Raw genomic sequence first — 18,000 nt, 5'->3', positions numbered from 1 at the left:
GAGACGGGGACAGGTCGCATCCATTGCGGCGGCCGGTGCGTCTACGCAGGTATGGATCTGGAAAAGCCGCCCGCCGCGGGGGCCGGTACACCCGCCGAACGGTCCGGCACGCCCGCCGCCGGGCCCGGTATGCACGCCGCCCGGCCCGGTACGCAGGCCGAGGGATGTCTCGCGGTCGCGATCCGCCTCCCGGTGCGGATCGTCGTGCTCGTCCTCGTCGTGCCGGTACGGATGGTGTGGGACGCGCTCGTCGTCGGTGGAAGGTTTCTTCGGGACACGCTGCTGCGGCCGCTGGGGCGGGCACTCGGACTGGCCCTCGGATGGGTGGCACGCGCGCTGTTCGTGTGGCCCTGGGTGGCGCTGTGGCGGTACGTCCTCCGCCCGGTCGGCGAAGCGCTGGCCCGGCTCGGGTACGTACTGCTCGTCGTTCCCGCGGTCTGGCTCTACCGCGCGGTCCTGACCCCGCTCGGGCACGCCCTCTCCTGGCTGGCCCGGGGGACCGGCGCCGTGTTCCTGTGGTGCGTCCGCGGTGTCGTGATCGTGCTCGACCTGGTCCTCGGCGGTGTCGAGGCCGCCTGCGGCTGGGTGTACGCGCGGCTGCTCACGCCGGTCGGGCGTGCCGTCGCCTGGGTGTTCAAGGGCCTCGGCATGGTCCTCGCGGCCGTCGCGTTCGGGGTCTACACCGTGATCGCGTGGCTGGTGCGGTATCTGCTCGTGGTCCCGGCCGTGTGGCTGTACACCTGGGTCCTGGCACCCGTCGGCAGGGCGATCGCCTTCCTCGCCGGGTGGTTCGCGCGGATCGTTCGGATGATCTTCGCGGGCATCGGCGTCGCGCTCTACTGGACCGCCCGCGTCCTGCTGGTGCTCCCCGCGCTCGCCGTGTGGCGCTGGATCCTCGTGCCCGTGGGGCGGGCCCTCGCCGTCGTGGCCCGGGAGATCGCCGACGCCCTCGGGCACGCGTGGCGGGTCGCCGGGTACGTGTCGCGTGCCGTCGGACGGTTCCTCGCGCGTCTTTTCCGGTGGACTTTCGTCGAGCCGGCCCGCTGGGCCTACCGGACCGTGCTGACACCGGTCGGGCACGCCGTACGTGATCTGGTGCTGAAGCCCGCGGCCGAGGCGGCGCGCGGGATCCGCCGGACGGTGCGGCAGGCGCTGGAGTCCGCCCGGGACGGCGCCCGGCAGGCCCGCGCCGACTTCCGGCGGATGCTCTTCGGGACGCCCCCGGAGCCGGAGCCCCTCGCCCGGCGGGAACCGGCGGGCGGTGAGACACGTACTCTTGGTAGCAGTACGACCGCACTCATGAAGGACTGAGCGACACTGGGCAAGCGACAGCCCGAAGGCCCGCCGCCCGCACCCGCGGTGCAGCGCATCCGACTGCGTTACACCAAGCGCGGCCGCCTCCGGTTCACCAGCCACCGTGACTTCCAGCGCGCCTTCGAGCGTGCCCTGCGCCGCGCCGCCGTACCCATGGCGTACTCGGCCGGGTTCACGCCCCATCCGAAGGTGTCGTACGCCAATGCCGCACCCACCGGCACGGGCAGCGAGGCGGAGTATCTGGAGATCGCGCTGACCGACCGGCGCGATCCCGAGAAGCTGCGCGAGCTCCTCGACGAGTCGATGCCCCAGGGCCTCGACATCACCGAGGCGGTCGAGGCCCGCGTCTCGGGTCTCGCCGAGCGGCTCACCGCCTCCGTGTGGGAGATGCGCCTCGACGGCGTGGACCCGGCGGACGCGGAGCGCGCGGTGGAGGCCTTCAACGCGGCCGGGACCGTGGAGGTCAGCCGCAAGACCAAGAACGGCATGCGGACGTTCGACGCCCGCAGCGCCGTGGCGAGCCTCGGGACGACCTCCGAGACGCACAGTCCACAGGCTGATAGGCCGACCGACCAGCCCTGTGCGATACTGCGGCTGGTTGTTCGGCACGTGACGCCTGCCGTTCGACCCGACGACGTCCTGTCCGGTCTTCGCGCCGTGGCCGACCTGGCGCCGCCGGTCGCCGCTGCGGTGACCAGGCTGGCGCAGGGGCTGTTCGATGAAGAGACCGGCACGGTGACCGACCCGCTCGCGCCCGACCGCGAGGCAGTCGCAGCCGCCCCAGCCGATCGCACAGGGGCCGCCGAAGCTGCCGCCGCGAAGGCGTCGGCGTAAGGAAGGTCCCGCGTAAGGACCGTTGTCGTAGCGCAGCCCTCGTATCCGGGAGCCACCTGGGTCGGGCGGCGCACCGACCTTAAAGACTTTCGCCAGGCCGTACGCACACATGGCGTACGGAACCGGCGAGACAGGACACAGAGAGCTCCCGTGCGGCGCCCGCGCCCCGGACGGCGGCACCGCGCAACGCGCGAGCCGCGGACGTCACCGGCATCGCCGGACCAGGCGCGGCGCCCGGGAGCCTGACGGGAGATCCACCCGCATGCTCGAGCCGACCGAACCCACCGAGGGTTCCGACAACAACAACACCCCCAGCGACACCCTGCCGCCGCGGCGCCGCCGCCGTGCGGCGTCGCGCCCCGCGGGTCCGCCGACCGCCGCCTCCGAGGCCGCGGCCGAGACCACCGCGCCGGCCATACCGGCCGTGGCGTCCGCCGACCTCGCGGCCGAGGAGACGGAAGAGACCGAGGAGGCCGTCGAGACGGCCGCGGTCGAGGAGACGGAAGAGGCACCCGCCGAGGCCGTCGCCGCCGAGACCGACGACGCCGCCCCGCGTCGTACGCGCCGCCGCGCCACCCGCCGCGCCTCCGCTCCCGCCGGTGCGCCCGCCGCGGCGGAGGCCGCCCCCGCCGAGACCGTCCGGGCCGACGAGACCGTCGAGCCCGCCGCCGTCGCCGAGCCCGAGAGCCGGCCCGTCGAGGAGACCCCGGCCGCGACCGAGGAGAGCGCGCCCGCAGGCCGTACGCGCCGCCGCGCCACCCGTCGTGCCTCCGCTCCCGCCGGTGCGCCCGCCGCGGCCGAGACCGTCGAGACCGTCACGACCGCCGCCGAGCCGGTGGCGGCCCCCGCCGAGGCCGAGGCGCCCGCCGCCGAGCCCGTCGCCGAGGAGGCCGCCCCGCGCCGCACGACCCGCCGTCGCGCCACCCGCCGGGCCTCCGCTCCCGCCGGCGCGCCCGAGGGCGACACCGCCGACGAGCGTGTGGAGGCGCCCGTGAGCAGCGAGAGCAAGCCCGAGGAGGCGGTCGAGGCCGCTCGCACCGAGGCCCCGCGGACCGAGGCCCCGCAGACCGAGGCCCCGCAGACCGAGGCCCCGCAGACCGAGGCCGCGCAGCCGGAGGAGGGCGGCCCGCGCCGCAGCCGCCGCCGCGCCACCCGCAAGGCCGCCGTCGGTTTCTCCGCGCCCGCGCAGAAGGACACCGAGGAGTCCTCGCGGCGCCCCGGCCGTCCCGCCGTCGCCGTGTTCCAGGCGCCGGTGTTCACCGAGCCGATGTTCCAGACGCCCGAGCGGGCCGCCGCCGCGGCTGCCGCCGAGGCGGCCGAGGCCGCTGAGGCCCCCGAGGCGGCCGAGCCCGTCCAGGAGCCGGCCGCCGGCCGCAGGCGCCGCCGTCGCCGGGGCTTCGAGGACGAGCCGCAGGCCGTGACCGAGGAGCCGCAGGAGAGCGTCGAGGACACCGAGTCCGCCGAGTCCGCCGAGGACGCGGAAGCCGCCGAGGACGTGGAGGACGCGGCCGAGGGCGACGAGGGCGAGGAGGAGTCCGCGGGCTCCCGTCGCCGCCGCCGTCGCGGTGGCCGTCGCCGCCGTCGCGGAGAGTCCGCCGAGTCGGACGCGGACGGCGAGGCCGGCGAGGACGACTTCGCCGCCGAGCAGGCCGCGCAGGACGCCGAGGACGCCGCCGAGCAGGCCGAGGAGGACGCCGAGGAGGCGGACGAGCGCGAGGAGTCGGGCGGCTCCAGCAGCTCCCGTCGCCGTCGCCGTCGTCGTCGCCGCGCCGGTGACTCCGGTGGCGAGGCCGAGCAGCCCGGCGAGAACGACCCCGAGCGCACCGTCGTCAAGGTCCGCGAGCCGCGCGGACGGCGCGAGGAGCAGCCCTCGGACGAGGTGCAGTCCATCAAGGGCTCCACGCGCCTGGAGGCGAAGAAGCAGCGCCGCCGCGAGGGCCGCGAGCAGGGCCGCCGCCGCGTTCCGATCATCACCGAGGCCGAGTTCCTGGCCCGCCGTGAGGCCGTCGAGCGGGTGATGGTCGTCCGCCAGAGCGGCGAGCGCACCCAGATCGGCGTCCTCGAGGACAACGTGCTCGTCGAGCACTACGTCAACAAGGAGCAGGCGACCTCGTACGTCGGCAACGTCTACCTGGGCAAGGTCCAGAACGTGCTGCCGTCGATGGAGGCGGCCTTCATCGACATCGGCAAGGGCCGCAACGCGGTCCTCTACGCCGGTGAGGTCAACTTCGAGGCGCTCGGCATGGCCAACGGGCCGCGCCGCATCGAGTCCGCCCTCAAGTCCGGCCAGTCGGTCCTCGTGCAGGTCACCAAGGACCCGATCGGCCACAAGGGCGCCCGTCTGACCAGCCAGGTCTCCCTCCCGGGCCGGTACCTGGTGTACGTGCCCGAGGGCTCGATGACCGGCATCAGCCGCAAGCTGCCCGACACCGAGCGCGCGCGTCTGAAGACCATCCTCAAGAAGATCGTCCCCGAGGACGCGGGCGTCATCGTGCGCACCGCCGCCGAGGGCGCGAGCGAGGACGAGCTGCGCCGTGACGTCGAGCGTCTGCAGGCGCAGTGGGAGGACATCCAGAAGAAGGCGAAGAGCGGCAACGCCCCGACCCTGCTGTACGGCGAGCCGGACATGACCGTCCGTGTCGTCCGCGACATCTTCAACGAGGACTTCTCCAAGGTCATCGTCAGCGGCGACGAGGCGTGGGAGACCATCCACGGCTACGTCTCGCACGTGGCGCCCGACCTGACCGACCGGTTGTCGAAGTGGACCTCCGAGGTCGACGTCTTCGCCACGTACCGGATCGACGAGCAGCTGATGAAGGCGCTGGACCGCAAGGTCTGGCTGCCCAGCGGCGGCTCGCTGGTGATCGACAAGACCGAGGCCATGATCGTGGTCGACGTCAACACCGGAAAGTTCACCGGTCAGGGCGGCAACCTCGAGGAGACCGTCACCAGGAACAACCTGGAGGCGGCCGAGGAGATCGTGCGCCAGCTCCGGCTGCGCGACCTCGGCGGCATCGTCGTCATCGACTTCATCGACATGGTCCTGGAGTCCAACCGCGACCTGGTGCTGCGGCGCCTGCTGGAGTGCCTGGGCCGCGACCGTACGAAGCACCAGGTGGCCGAGGTGACCTCGCTGGGCCTCGTGCAGATGACCCGCAAGCGGGTCGGCCAGGGTCTGCTGGAGTCCTTCTCCGAGACCTGTGTCCACTGCAACGGCCGCGGTGTCATCGTGCACATGGAGCAGCCGACGTCCATCGGTGGCGGCGGCAAGCGCAAGAAGCGCGGCCGTGGCGGGGCCGAGCAGGTCCAGGACCACGACCACGAGCACGACCTCACGCACGAGGCGGCCGAGGAGCCGGAGGCCGAGACCGAGGCCGAGGTGGCCGCCGAGGTCGCCGCGCCGGTCGCCCTGGCCGAGACCGAGTTCCAGCCGGACGAGGAGCTGTACGGCAGCGCCGCCGAGGCGGAGGCCGCGGCCACCCGTGGCCGTTCGCGGCGCCGCGCCTCCCGGCGCGCGTCCGCTCCGGCCGGTGCGCCGAGGTCCGAGGAGCGCGCTCCCCGGACGCGGCGCGAGGAGCGGGCCGAGCGGGCCGCCGCCCGGTCCCGTGAGGCCGCCGAGGCCGAGCCGTTCGCGGCCGAGGACCCGGTCGTCGAGGCGCCCGCCGCCGAGCAGCCGGTGGCCGAACAGCCGGTCGCCGAGGCTCCGGCCGAGACCGTCGAGGCCCCGGTGGCCGCCGTGGCGGAGGCCGAGGCCGCTCCCCAGGGCCGTACGCGCCGTCGTGCGACCCGCAAGGTGTCGGCGCCCGCCGGTTCGCCCAAGTCGGCCGAGGAGGCCGTCGTGACGGTCACGGAGACCGTCGCGGCGCCCGTCGCCGAGACGCCCGCGCCAGCGGCTGACGAGGCGGAGACGGTGTCCGGGGCGGCGGCCGAGGCCCCCGCCGAGAGCGCCGCGCCGGCCCGTCCGCGCCGCCGTGCCGTGCGCAAGGCCACCGCGCCCACCGCGTCCGCGGAGGCGGCCGTCGTGGTCGTCCCGTCGGCCGCCGCGGAGCCGGTCGCCGAGTCCGGGACCGCCGAGCCGGAGGCCGCCGAGGCCGACGCCGAGGCACCGGCCGCCAAGAAGGCGGCCGCCCGCAAGACGGCCAAGAAGGTGACGGCGAAGAAGGCCGCCACCAAGAAGACCGTCGCCGCCAAGAAGACGGTCGCGAAGAAGACCACGGCCAAGAAGGCGACCGCGAAGAAGGCGGCCACCAAGTCCACGGCGAAGAAGACCGCGGCGGCGGAGCAGACGCTCTCGACCGTCACGGCGTCCACCGACGAGAGCTGAGGCTCCCGCGTCCGTCCCCGGCCCGCGCGTCCAGCGGGCCGGGGACGTCGCGTGACCGGTGGCACACCCGCGGGGCCCGGCCTGGTTTGACCCTTTCGGCCGTGGCCCCGTAACCTTGACCGTCGGCGTGTCTCCTGACGCGCCGCACCCCGTAAACCTCTTCCTCTCGGACACCCCGGTGACCGGGAGAGGCCCTCCGTGTTCGTTCCCGGTGGGCTGGACTGCGGGGTTCCGTTCCGAGCGAAAGAGAGATCCGCGTGTACGCCATCGTGCGCAGCGGTGGTCGCCAGCACAAGGTTGCTGTCGGCGACATCGTTGAGGTTGACAAGATTTCCACCGCCAAGGTTGGCGACACGGTCGAGCTCTCGACCCTGCTCGTTGTCGACGGCGAAGCCGTGACGAGCGACCCCTGGGTCCTTGCCGGCATCAAGGTCCAGGCCGAGGTCGTGGATCACCACAAGGGCGTCAAGATCGACATCCTTCGCTACAAGAACAAGACCGGCTACCGCCGTCGTCAGGGCCACCGCCAGCAGTACACGGCGATCAAGGTCACTGAGATCCCCGCGGCTGCGAAGTAAGGGTAGGGACTGAGACATGGCACACAAGAAGGGCGCATCGTCCACTCGGAACGGTCGCGACTCCAACGCTCAGCGGCTCGGTGTGAAGCGCTTCGGCGGTCAGACCGTCAACGCCGGTGAGATCCTGGTCCGCCAGCGTGGCACCCACTTCCACCCCGGCGTCAGCGTCGGCCGTGGCAAGGACGACACGCTGTTCGCGCTGGCCGCCGGTGCGGTCGAGTTCGGCACGCACCGTGGCCGCAAGGTCGTGAACATCGTTCCGGTCGCCTGATCCAGTCCCGTCGAGGCTGAGCCGGTTCCACGCGCACCGGATCGAAGGCCTCGGGGCCCAGGCTCCGTAGAACCGAAGTTCTTCGCGAGGCGGACCTCACTTCCCCCACGGGAAGCGGGTCCGCCTTTCGCGTGTTACGCAAGAGACATTCCGTACGTACTGAAGTATCCGAAGTGCGTACGCGCTGAAGTAACCGATGTAACCGAAGTGCTGGAGGCACCCCACATGACCACCTTCGTGGACCGCGTCGAGCTGCACGTCGCCGCGGGTAGCGGAGGCCACGGCTGTGCCTCCGTGCACCGGGAGAAGTTCAAGCCGCTCGGCGGCCCGGACGGCGGCAACGGCGGCCGTGGCGGTGACGTGATCCTGGTCGTCGACCAGTCCGTCACCACGCTGCTCGACTATCACCACTCGCCCCACCGCAAGGCCACCAACGGCAAGCCCGGCGAGGGCGGCAACCGCTCCGGCAAGGACGGCCAGGATCTCGTCCTGCCCGTGCCGGACGGCACGGTCGTGCTCGACAAGGCCGGCAACGTCCTCGCGGACCTCGTCGGCCAGGGCACCACGTACGTCGCCGCCGAGGGCGGCCGCGGCGGCCTCGGCAACGCGGCGCTGGCCTCGGCCCGCCGCAAGGCGCCCGGCTTCGCGCTGCTCGGCGTGCCCGGGACCCTCCAGGACATCGTCCTGGAGCTGAAGACCGTCGCCGACGTGGCCCTCGTCGGCTACCCGAGCGCCGGCAAGTCCTCGCTCATCTCGGTCCTGTCCGCCGCCAAGCCGAAGATCGCGGACTACCCCTTCACGACCCTCGTCCCGAACCTGGGCGTCGTCACCGCCGGCGAGACCGTCTACACCATCGCCGACGTGCCCGGCCTCATCCCCGGCGCGAGCCAGGGCAAGGGCCTCGGTCTGGAGTTCCTGCGCCACGTCGAGCGGTGCAGCGTGCTCGTCCACGTCCTGGACACCGCCACCCTCGAATCCGAGCGCGACCCGGTCTCCGACCTCGACATCATCGAGGAGGAGCTCAAGCAGTACGGCGGTCTGGACAACCGTCCGCGCATGGTCGTCCTCAACAAGATCGACGTTCCGGACGGCAAGGACCTCGCGGAGATGGTCCGCCCCGACCTGGAATCGCGCGGTTACCGCGTCTTCGAGGTGTCCGCGGTCGCCCACATGGGCCTCAAGGAGCTGTCCTTCGCGCTCGCCGAGCTGGTCGCGCAGTCCCGCGCCGCGAAGCCCAAGGAGGAGGCGACCCGGATCGTCATCCGTCCGAAGGCGGTCGACGACGCCGGCTTCACCGTGGCGCAGGAGGAGGACGGCCTCTTCCGCGTGCGCGGAGAGAAGCCCGAGCGCTGGGTGCGCCAGACCGACTTCAACAACGACGAGGCCGTCGGCTACCTCGCCGACCGGCTCGCACGTCTCGGAGTCGAGGAGAAGCTGATGAAGGCGGGCGCCCGCTCCGGCGACGGCGTCGCGATCGGCCCCGAGGAGAACGCGGTCGTCTTCGACTGGGAGCCGACCGTCATGGCCGGTGCGGAGATGCTGGGCCGCCGCGGTGAGGACCACCGCTTCGAGGCCCCGCGCCCCGCCGCCCAGCGCCGCCGGGACCGTCAGGCCGAGCGCGACGAGTCGGAGAAGGAGTACGACGACTTCGAGCCGTTCTAGGCCTCGCGGACGGCGTACGGCGTACGACGACTTCGAGCACGACGGCCTCGAGCCGTTCCGGAGTCTGTTCCCGGCCGAACGGATGCCGGACGACGGGCTCCGGGCCCCGCACCGGCGGGCCGCGTGCCCGACGTCGCGGCCCCCGGGGTGAACGCCGGGGAAACCCGGGGCATGGCCAGGACAACCAATCGACCGGGCCGTCAGTCGTAACGGGCGCGGAGAGGATCTTCCTCTCCGCGCCCGTCGTGCGTTCCGCGCCGGAAGCGGACGCTCCCCCCAGGTCAGGAACCCCATGTCCCGTCGCCGTTCCTTCCTCGCCCGCCGCAGGCCCTTCGTCATCGGCGCCGGTGCCGCCCTGGCCGCGGGCGCACTCGCCGTGCCCGCCGTCAACGCCGTGCCCGTGCCTCAGACCGCCTCCACGCCGAGCGCCGAGCGGCTGCACGACGACTTCAACGGCGACGGCTTCGCCGACCTCGCGATCGGGGCGCCGGGCACCACGGAGAGCGGTCTGAAGAACGCCGGGGCCGTCAGCGTCCTGTACGGCGCCGCCGGCGGACTGTCCACCGCGCGCAGGCAGGTCCTGACCTGGCCCGGCCACGGCAGCGGCGACACACCCGAGTACGGCTACGGCTCCGGGCTGCGGAGCGCCGACCTGGACGGCGACGGATACGCGGATCTGCTCTCGTCCGTGGCGGTGTCGATGATGGACGTGGGCAGCGGTTACGCCGTGGTCGTCAACTGGGGTGGCCCCAAGGGGCTCTCGGCGGCCGCCACGTCCCTCGCCTGGAGTCCGGGGGCCGAGTGGCAGGGGCAGTTCGCCGTCGGTGACGTGGACGGCGACAAGCACCCCGACCTGGTGACGGCGGGCGCCGACCAGTGGCTCTCCGAGGACCCGGACGCCCCGGTCGCGGAGGACGGGACGGTGCGGCACGGCCCGTTCACCCGCGGCGGCGGCAACGCGGGCAAGGACCACTTCACCGTCGATCCGGGCAAGTACCTGTTCAACCCCGTGATGGCGGCCGGTGACGTGACCGGGGACGGCGTGGACGACCTGGTGGTGAGCGCCGGGGACACCGGCGCGCGCACGACGTCGCTGCTCGTCGGCGGCAGGGACGGTTTCACCGGCAAGGGCCTGCTGCACGACGCCCAGGGGCGCGCGGTCGGGGGCGAGGACATCGTGATCGGCGACCTGGACAAGGACGGCTACGGCGACATCGTGGTCGGCCGCTCGGCACCGGGCGGCGCGGGCGACGCCGGAGCGGCGACCAAGGGCGGCGGCCTGAGCGTCGTCCACGGCGGCCCCGCGGGCGTCTCGGCCACCCGCAAGCCCGTGTGGATCAGCCAGGACACCCCGGGTGTGCCCGGCACCGACGAGAAGGGCGACGGCATGGGCTCCGGCCTTTCCGTCGGCGACACCGACGGCGACGGCTACCTCGACGTGGCGACCGGGCTGCCCGGCGAGGACCTCGGCACCACCGTCGACGCGGGCGGCGTGCTCGTCCTCAGGGGCGGCGCCTCGGGGCTGACCGGCACCGGCGCCAAGTCCTTCACCCAGAGCACCTCCGGCGTGCCCGGCACGGCCGAGAAGCTGGACCGCTTCGGCGCCGAGACGGCCCTGGTCGACGGCGACGGCGACAAGAGGGACGGCCTGATCGTCGGCGACCCGGCCGAGAACGCGGGCACCGGGGCCGTGTGGACCTTCTCCGCCCGCTCCGGCGGCATCACCGCGAGCGGTTCGGTCTCCTTCGGCGGGGCCACGCTCGGCCTCCCCGGATCGGCCGGCTTCGGCCAAGCCCTCGGCGACTGACCCGTCCTCAGGAGCGTCCGGAGGAACATCGAAACGCCCTGCCGCGGCGGGTCGTTCGTTGCTCGTGTGTTCGTCATGAATACGATGCGCTCTGTTCAAGAGGTGGGCCGCTGTGCCGTGTGGGCTTCCCGGTGTCCAAGAGGCAACCGACGCAAGGGAGTTCGCCGATGACCGGAGCAGTCTCACGCGATCGTCGCCACTTTCTCACCGCCTCGGCCGCCGTACTCGGCGCCGCCGCCTCCGCCCAGCTCTGGCTTCCCGGCACCGCCCGGGCGGCCGAAACCCCGCTGCCCGAGGGTGTGTTCAGCCTCGGGGTGGCCTCCGGCGACCCGCTGCCCGACGCGGTCGTGCTGTGGACCCGGCTCGCCCCCGACCCGCTGAACGGCGGCGGCATGCCCGACCGCGCGGTTCCGGTGGAGTGGGAGGTCTCCGAGGACGCCCGCTTCCGCAAGCCGGTGCGCCGCGGCACCGCGCAGGCGCGTCCCGAGTACGGCCACAGCGTCCACGTCGACGTCCGCGGGCTGCGCCCGGGGCGCGCGTACTGGTACCGCTTCCGCGCGGACGGTCAGCTCTCCCCGGCCGGCCGCACCCGTACCGCGCCGCACCCCGCCCGCGCGGGCGGCTCGCTGCGCGTCGCCCTCGCCTCCTGCCAGAACTGGCAGAACGGCTACTTCACCCCGTACGCCGACATGCTCGACCAGGACCCCGACGTCGTCCTGTTCGTCGGCGACTACATCTACGAGTCCTCGCCGGCGGCCACGGCCGTGCGCCGCCACGAGGGCACCGGGGAGCCGTACACCCTCGTCCAGTACCGCAACCGCTACGCCCAGTACCGCAGCGACCCGCACCTCGCGGCGATGCACGCGAACGCCCCCTGGGTGGTCACCTTCGACGACCACGAGGTCGACAACGACTTCGCCGGGGAGATCCCGCAGGACCCGGACAAGCAGACGCACGACGCGTTCGTGGCCCGGCTGACCGCCGCCTACCAGGCGTACTACGAGCACATGCCGGTCCGGGCCACCGCGATCCCGGACGGACCGCACATCCGGATGTACCGGCGGCTCGACTTCGGACGCCTCGCCCGGCTCAACGTCCTCGACACCCGGCAGTTCCGCAGCAACCAGGCGACGAGCCAGGAGGGCGCGAAGGACCCCGCGCTGACCATGCTCGGCGCGGCGCAGAAGGAGTGGCTGCTGCGCGGGATGCACCACTCGCCCACCCGCTGGAACCTCGTCGCCTCGCAGATCATGATGGCCGAGACCGACCTCAAGGTCGGCGAGGGCAAGCTCTGGTACTACGACGCCTGGGACGGCTACCAGGCCGAACGCAACGCTCTCATGGGGGAGTTCGCGGACATCCGCAACCCCGTCGTCCTCACCGGCGACCGGCATCTCACGATGGTCAGCGACCTCAAGGCGGACTTCGCCGACCCGGAATCCGCCGTCGTGGGCGCCGAGTTCGTGGGCACGTCCATCGCCAGCGGCGGCGACCAGGACCAGGCCGCCTTCCACAAGGAGTGGGACCCGCGGATGCCGGACAACCCGCACTGGAAGTTCGTCGACGCCCACCGCGGCTACCACCTCTTCGACATCCGGCGGGACGGCATCGACGCCCAGGTGCGCGTCGCGGAGACCGTGCTCGAGCCCGACGCGGCCTCCGCCACCCTGGCCCGCCTGCGGGTCGAAGCGGGGGATCCGGGCGTACGTCTCGTGTGACGAACGGGACGTACGGCCCGTAGGGCGAACCGGGCGCGAGGCCCGTACGACGAACGGGGCGCGGGGCCCGTACGAAGGAGAACCGGCCTGGGACTCACCGGAGTCCCAGGCCGTTCTCAGGCTGTGCTCAGCATCCGTCCTTACCGTCCTCTCACCATGGAGACCGACTGTTCGACACCTGATACGACAGCTCCCGTGACCCCCGGGCGGCTGCCCGCCGGAACCCGGCTGCTGCACATCGGCCCGCACAAGACCGGGACCACCTCGATCCAGGGCGCGCTGTTCGCCGCGAAGGAGACGATGGCCGTCCACGGCGTCGACTTCCCCGCGCACAGCAGACACCCGATGGAGGCCGCCCTCGCGGTCTGCGGACGGCCCGGCATGATGGGCGACGTCCGGCCGGTGGAGCGGCACTGGCGGCGGCTCGCCGACGCGGTGCACGCCACCGGCGAGCGGACCTCGCTGGTCAGCAGCGAGTTCTTCGCGGACGCCCCCGACGCGGCGACCGTCGCGCGGGTCGTCGACGGCCTGGGCCGCGACCGTGTGCACGTGCTGGTCACGCTGCGCCCGCTGGCGAAGATCATGCCCTCGCAGTGGCAGCAGTACGTCCAGAACGGGCTGCGCATGGGATACGAGGACTGGCTCGACCACATGCTGCGCAGGGCCCCGTACGAGAAGCCCAACCCGAGCTTCTGGCGCCGGCATCGTCACGACCGCCTGGTCGAGCGCTGGGCGGGGGTCGTTGGTGCGGCGAACCTGACGGTCGTGGTGGTCGACGACCGCGACCGCGGTGGTCTGATGCGCACCTTCGAGTCGCTGCTCGGGCTGCCCGGCGGGCTCCTGGAGGAGGTCCCGGACACCGCCAACCGCTCCCTCACACCGGCCGAGACCGAGATGCTGCGGATGCTCAACAGGGAGTTCCGCGGCAACGGGCTGCCGGACGAGATCTATTCGAAGCTCGTGCGCGGCGGCGCGGTCCCGCGGATGAAGAACGTCTGCCGTCCGGCGTCGGAGGAGGACCGCATCCGTACCCCGGAGTGGGCCCTGGAGGCGGCCGCGGCCGTCGGCGCCGAGATGGCCGGACGGATCGGGGCCCTGGGCGTACGGGTCCTGGGCGACCCGGCCTTGCTGTCCGCTCGGCCGTCGCCGTCGCCGTCGCCGTCGCCGTCGCCGTCGCCGTCGCCCTCGTCCGACGGTGACGCGCCGGCCGTGCCGCGGATCGATCCCGAGGCGGCCGCCCAGGCGCTCTACGGAGTGCTCGCCGCGGTGGCCGCCGATCCCGGGCCCACCGCCGGGATCCGCCCGGTTCACCGGACGCCGTCGAGGGAACTCGTGAGAGTGCTCGGACACCGGGTCCTCAAGCGCCTGAGAAGAGCGTGAGGATCCCGCGCGGGACGTGTGCAGTTACTCACATCAAATCCGGACAATTCGACCCGGTGTCCCCGAAGTAGCCTGTGTGCAAGGTGAATGGCCGGTTGCGCGCACATATGCAGCGGACGGCGCTCACCTTGCATGGCAGTAACCGTAGGTGGGACCATTCCCGGGTTCCCTGTCGCCCCAAGGTAGGTCACCTGTGTCTGAGCACATTGCCAAGCCCCGTACCACCGCAGTGATCCTGGCCGGCGGGACCGGCCAGCGCGTGGGTCTGTCGATTCCGAAGCAACTGCTGAAGATCGCCGGCAAGGCGGTCATCGAGCACACGCTGAACACCTTCGAGCAGGCCGACTCGATCGACGACATCATCGTGCTCATGGCCCCGGGCTATGTGCCGGACGTCGAGAAGATCGTCGCGAAGGCGGGCTTCACCAAGGTGACCCGTGTCATCGAGGGCGGCTCGACGCGGAACGAGACGACCGAGCGCGCCATCGCCGCCCTCGGCGAGGGCCTTGCCGAGGGGGAGGACGCCAACGTCCTGTTCCACGACGCCGTGCGCCCGCTGCTGTCCGAGCGCGTCATAGACGACTGCGTCACGGCCCTGGAGCGCTACCAGGCCGTCGACGTCGCCATCCCGTCCGCGGACACGATCATCGTGACCCGCACCCACGGCGAGGACGGCGAGTTCATCACCGAGATCCCGGACCGCGCCCGGCTGCGCCGCGGCCAGACGCCCCAGGCGTTCAAGCTGTCCACCATCCGCCGCGCCTACAAGGTCGCGGCCGGTGACCCCAACTTCCAGGCCACGGACGACTGCTCGGTCGTGCTCAAGTACCTGCCGGACGTGCCGATCCACGTCGTGGCGGGCGACGAGTACAACATGAAGGTCACCCAGCCCGTCGACGTCTTCATCGCCGACAAGCTCTTCCAGCTGGCCTCCACCACCGCGCCGGAGCAGGCCGACGAGGCCGCCTACCGCGAGCTGCTCACCGGCAAGACCGTCGTCGTCTTCGGCGGTTCGTACGGCATCGGCAAGGACATAGCCGAGCTCGCCGAGGGCTACGGCGCCAAGACGTACGCGCTCGGCCGCTCCACCACCGGCACGCACGTCGAGAACCCCGAGGAGGTCGACGACGCGCTCTCCGCGGCGTACGCGGAGACCGGGCGCATCGACTACGTCATCAACACCGCGGGCGTGCTGCGCATCGGCAAGCTGGCCGAGACCGACAACGCGACCATCGAGGAAGCGCTGAAGGTCAACTACCTGGCCCCGGTGCAGATCGCCCGCTCCTCGTACAAGTACCTGGCCGAGAGCAAGGGCCAGCTCCTGCTCTACACGTCCAGCAGCTACACCCGCGGCCGCGCCGAGTACAGCCTGTACTCCTCGACCAAGGCCGCCATGGTGAACCTCACCCAGGCGCTGTCCGACGAGTGGGCCGGCGACGGAATCCGCGTCAACTGCATCAACCCCGAGCGCACCGCGACCCCCATGCGCACCAAGGCGTTCGGCCAGGAGCCCGCGGGATCGCTGCTCTCCTCCGAGGCCGTCGCGCACACCTCGCTGGACGTCCTGCTCTCCGAACTGACCGGTCACGTCATCGACGTCCGGCAGCAGGACCCGACGGCCGGCGCGGGCCGTGCCTCCGGCTTCGAGGCGGCTCTGGCCGCGGTCCTGGACCGCCAGGACGGCGTGGCATAATCAAAAACGAATAGTCTTTCGGAATTCAGGCCTTTGTGTCCGCGCGTTCGCCGCGTATTCACAAGGGCCTGAGTCCGTAGAGTCGACTTTTCGCTTTTTGGTTCCCTTTCGGTATCAAAAGTCCTTTTGGTATCAAAACCGGCACTCACCCCTCAAGAGCAGGTTTCTCCGTGATTTCCACCGCTATTCGCGTCGCCCGGGTGGGCAGCGCGGCCGAGCTGGCGGCGGCGGCCCTCATGATGCTGGGCTTCCCCGCTCTGATGCTCGCCGCGCTCCTGCCGAGCGTCGGCGCCTTCGCGGCCGCGGCCGCCGTGACCTACCTGGCGGACCACTATCTGCACCGGCGCGGCAGCTATCTGGTCAACCGCCTCAGCAAGGTGCGGGCCGGTCTGTCCATCAGGTTCCTGATCCGGCAGCTGCTGCTCGTCCTGCTCCTGGCGCGGCTCGACCTGTCCAACAGCATGGTCTTCTACGCGGCCATCGCGTGCTTCCTGGCCTTCTACGGCTTCCAGGCACCGCACGGCGCGCTGATCACGCTGATACGGCTGCGTCGCAAGATGCCCGTCGCCACCCGCAACGTGGACCTGAAGTCGCGCGTGCGCATCCCGGACGCGCCGCCGCGCAGGCTGCTGCACCGGTCCGCGGAGAAGATGCTCCACCTCGACCTCGTGGCCGTCGTCGGCCTCCTGGTCGCCGGGGCGACCGACGACAACGTCTACGGCTTCGCGGGTGTCGGAGCGACGCTGCTGCTGGCCTTCGGCTACGTCGCGGCCCTCGTCCCGTTCGTGCGCGGCCGGAAGGTCCCGCCGAACGCCGAGAAGGTCCTGGCGGCCGTCGACGGCTGGCTGGCCGACTACCGCCCGGAGACGCTGCTCTACTTCTCGGGTTCCAAGGACTCCGCCTACCAGGTCAACATGTGGCTGGAGACGATGGAGCAGCTGGACACCCGGCCGCTGATCATCCTCCGCGAGCGGGCGATCCTGGAGCGCATGGCGCCCACCACCGTGCCGGTCATCTGCGTGCCCGGAGGGGTGCACCTGATGAACATGGACCTGTCCACGGTGCGGGTCGCGCTCTACGCGGCGAACGTCGGCAAGAACATCCACATGCTGCGCGTGCCCACCATCCAGCACGTCTTCATCGGCCACGGCGACAGCGACAAGCTCGCCAGCGTCAACCCGTTCAGCAAGGCCTACGACGAGGTGTGGACCGCGGGCCGCGCCGGCCGCGACCGCTACGCCATAGCCGACGTCGGCGTCCGTGACGACGACATCGTCGAGGTCGGCCGCCCGCAGCTCGCCCCGATCCAGACCTGGCAGGGCGTGCCGGACGGCCGCATCCCGACGGTGCTGTACGCGCCGACCTGGGAGGGCTGGGACGGCAACCCCGGCAACACCTCGATCGTTCTCGCCGGCGAGAACATCGTGAAGAAGCTGGTCGCGGCCGACCCGCCGGTCCGTGTCCTGTACAAGCCGCACCCCTTCACGGGCACCGTCAGCGCCGAGGCCGGAGCCGCGCACAAGCGGATCACGGCCCTGGTCGAGAAGGCCGGCGCCGAGCGCGCGGGCGACGCCCGCTTCGCCGTCGACGCGGCCGCCCAGGCGCAGGCCAAGGCCGAGCTGGCCCGCATCGAGGCCCGTGTCGCCGAGCTGTCCGGTACCGGCGGCGAGAAGGGCGACGAGGCCGAGGCCACCCGCGACGGCATGGTCGACGCCGCCCGGCACGCCGAGATCGCCCGGCTGCGCGCCGAGTGGAACGACACCTACTGGCGTTCCTTCGGTACCGCCGAGCACCGTGTCATCACGGGTGCGGAACCGCGTCTGTACGACTGCTTCAACGTCTCCGACGCGATGGTCTCGGACATCTCCAGTGTCGTCTCCGACTTCATCGCGAGCGGCAAGCCGTACGCCGTCACCGACTCCGCGGAGCTCGGCGCCGAGGAGTTCAAGCGCCAGAACACCGCGGTGCGTGCCGCCGTGATCCTGACCAACTCGGCCGCCGAACTGGGCGAGTTGCTCGCGGCGGTGACCGACCCCGCGGCGGACGCGCAGGCCGAGGGCCGCAAGGAGCTCAAGCGCTACCTGCTCGGCCCGGACGAGCCGGCCTCCATCGACCAGTTCAACACCGCGGTGCGGGAACTGGCGCTCGAGGCCGAGCGGCGCAACCTCGGTCAGCAGAGCGTCACGGCGGCCGACGTCGTGGACGTCGACCTCGCCGACGTGGTCCCCGCCCAGCGGGCGGCCGACGAGACCGACGGAGCCGCTGTCACCGGCTGATCCGGTCCGCACGCGCGCACACGGGCGTGGCCCCGGGGAGAAATCCCCGGGGCCACGCCCGTTTCCCGTTCCTGTGACCTGGGTCACGAAATGAGGCGTTCCGGGCAACCCGTCCGTACTTTCAACCGTCTTCTAGGTAGCGA

Annotated in this window: 11 protein-coding genes; all 11 read left to right on the top strand. The window is 72.0% G+C overall.

The genetic code is table 11. The features are described from left to right. Positions 1–51 precede the first annotated feature (51 nt). The 11 genes from ACFYYF_RS27715 (at position 52) to ACFYYF_RS27665 (ending at position 17,857) form a co-directional block, all read left to right on the top strand. On the top strand, positions 52–1,311 hold the full coding sequence (locus ACFYYF_RS27715; RefSeq protein WP_388780266.1) for a hypothetical protein: 1,260 nt from the start codon (positions 52–54) through the stop codon (positions 1,309–1,311). Between the two features lie 48 nt (positions 1,312–1,359). Further along, positions 1,360–2,148 (top strand): TIGR03936 family radical SAM-associated protein, encoded by a 789-nt coding sequence (locus ACFYYF_RS27710; RefSeq protein WP_361686909.1) that lies wholly within the window; start codon positions 1,360–1,362, stop codon positions 2,146–2,148. A gap of 262 nt (positions 2,149–2,410) precedes the next feature. Beyond that, a complete protein-coding gene (locus ACFYYF_RS27705) occupies positions 2,411–6,472 on the top strand; it encodes a ribonuclease E/G (protein ID WP_388780263.1) in 4,062 nt (1,353 codons plus the stop codon). 257 nt (positions 6,473–6,729) lie between these two features. Then, positions 6,730–7,050 carry a 50S ribosomal protein L21 gene (gene rplU, locus ACFYYF_RS27700; RefSeq protein WP_030601628.1) on the top strand — a complete coding sequence of 107 codons (321 nt, stop codon included), beginning with the start codon at positions 6,730–6,732 and terminating at the stop codon, positions 7,048–7,050. A gap of 16 nt (positions 7,051–7,066) precedes the next feature. Continuing rightward, the gene (rpmA, locus tag ACFYYF_RS27695; RefSeq protein WP_037618784.1) at positions 7,067–7,321 is read left to right on the top strand and encodes a 50S ribosomal protein L27; all 255 of its coding nucleotides are present in this window, start codon (positions 7,067–7,069) and stop codon (positions 7,319–7,321) included. A 225-nt stretch (positions 7,322–7,546) separates the two neighbouring features. Next, positions 7,547–8,983, top strand: a complete 1,437-nt coding sequence (obgE, locus tag ACFYYF_RS27690; RefSeq protein ID WP_388780260.1) for a GTPase ObgE — start codon at positions 7,547–7,549, stop codon at positions 8,981–8,983. Positions 8,984–9,275: 292 nt separating this feature from the next. Next, positions 9,276–10,790, top strand: a complete 1,515-nt coding sequence (locus ACFYYF_RS27685; RefSeq protein WP_388780258.1) for a VCBS repeat-containing protein — start codon at positions 9,276–9,278, stop codon at positions 10,788–10,790. Positions 10,791–10,957: 167 nt separating this feature from the next. After that, complete coding sequence (locus ACFYYF_RS27680) at positions 10,958–12,508, top strand: alkaline phosphatase D family protein (protein WP_388780256.1); 1,551 nt, start codon at positions 10,958–10,960, stop codon at positions 12,506–12,508. A gap of 156 nt (positions 12,509–12,664) precedes the next feature. Next, on the top strand, positions 12,665–13,888 hold the full coding sequence (locus ACFYYF_RS27675) for a hypothetical protein (RefSeq protein WP_388780254.1): 1,224 nt from the start codon (positions 12,665–12,667) through the stop codon (positions 13,886–13,888). A gap of 193 nt (positions 13,889–14,081) precedes the next feature. After that, the gene (locus ACFYYF_RS27670) at positions 14,082–15,581 is read left to right on the top strand and encodes a bifunctional cytidylyltransferase/SDR family oxidoreductase (RefSeq protein WP_361686929.1); all 1,500 of its coding nucleotides are present in this window, start codon (positions 14,082–14,084) and stop codon (positions 15,579–15,581) included. Between the two features lie 170 nt (positions 15,582–15,751). Beyond that, complete coding sequence (locus ACFYYF_RS27665) at positions 15,752–17,857, top strand: hypothetical protein (RefSeq protein ID WP_388780251.1); 2,106 nt, start codon at positions 15,752–15,754, stop codon at positions 17,855–17,857. Positions 17,858–18,000: the final 143 nt, after the last annotated feature.

The organism is Streptomyces sp. NPDC001914 (genome assembly GCF_042891215.1).
Classification (GTDB): Bacteria; Actinomycetota; Actinomycetes; order Streptomycetales; family Streptomycetaceae; genus Streptomyces.
Note: the sequence above shows the minus strand (reverse complement) of the source record. Positions and strands in the feature narration are given on the sequence as shown.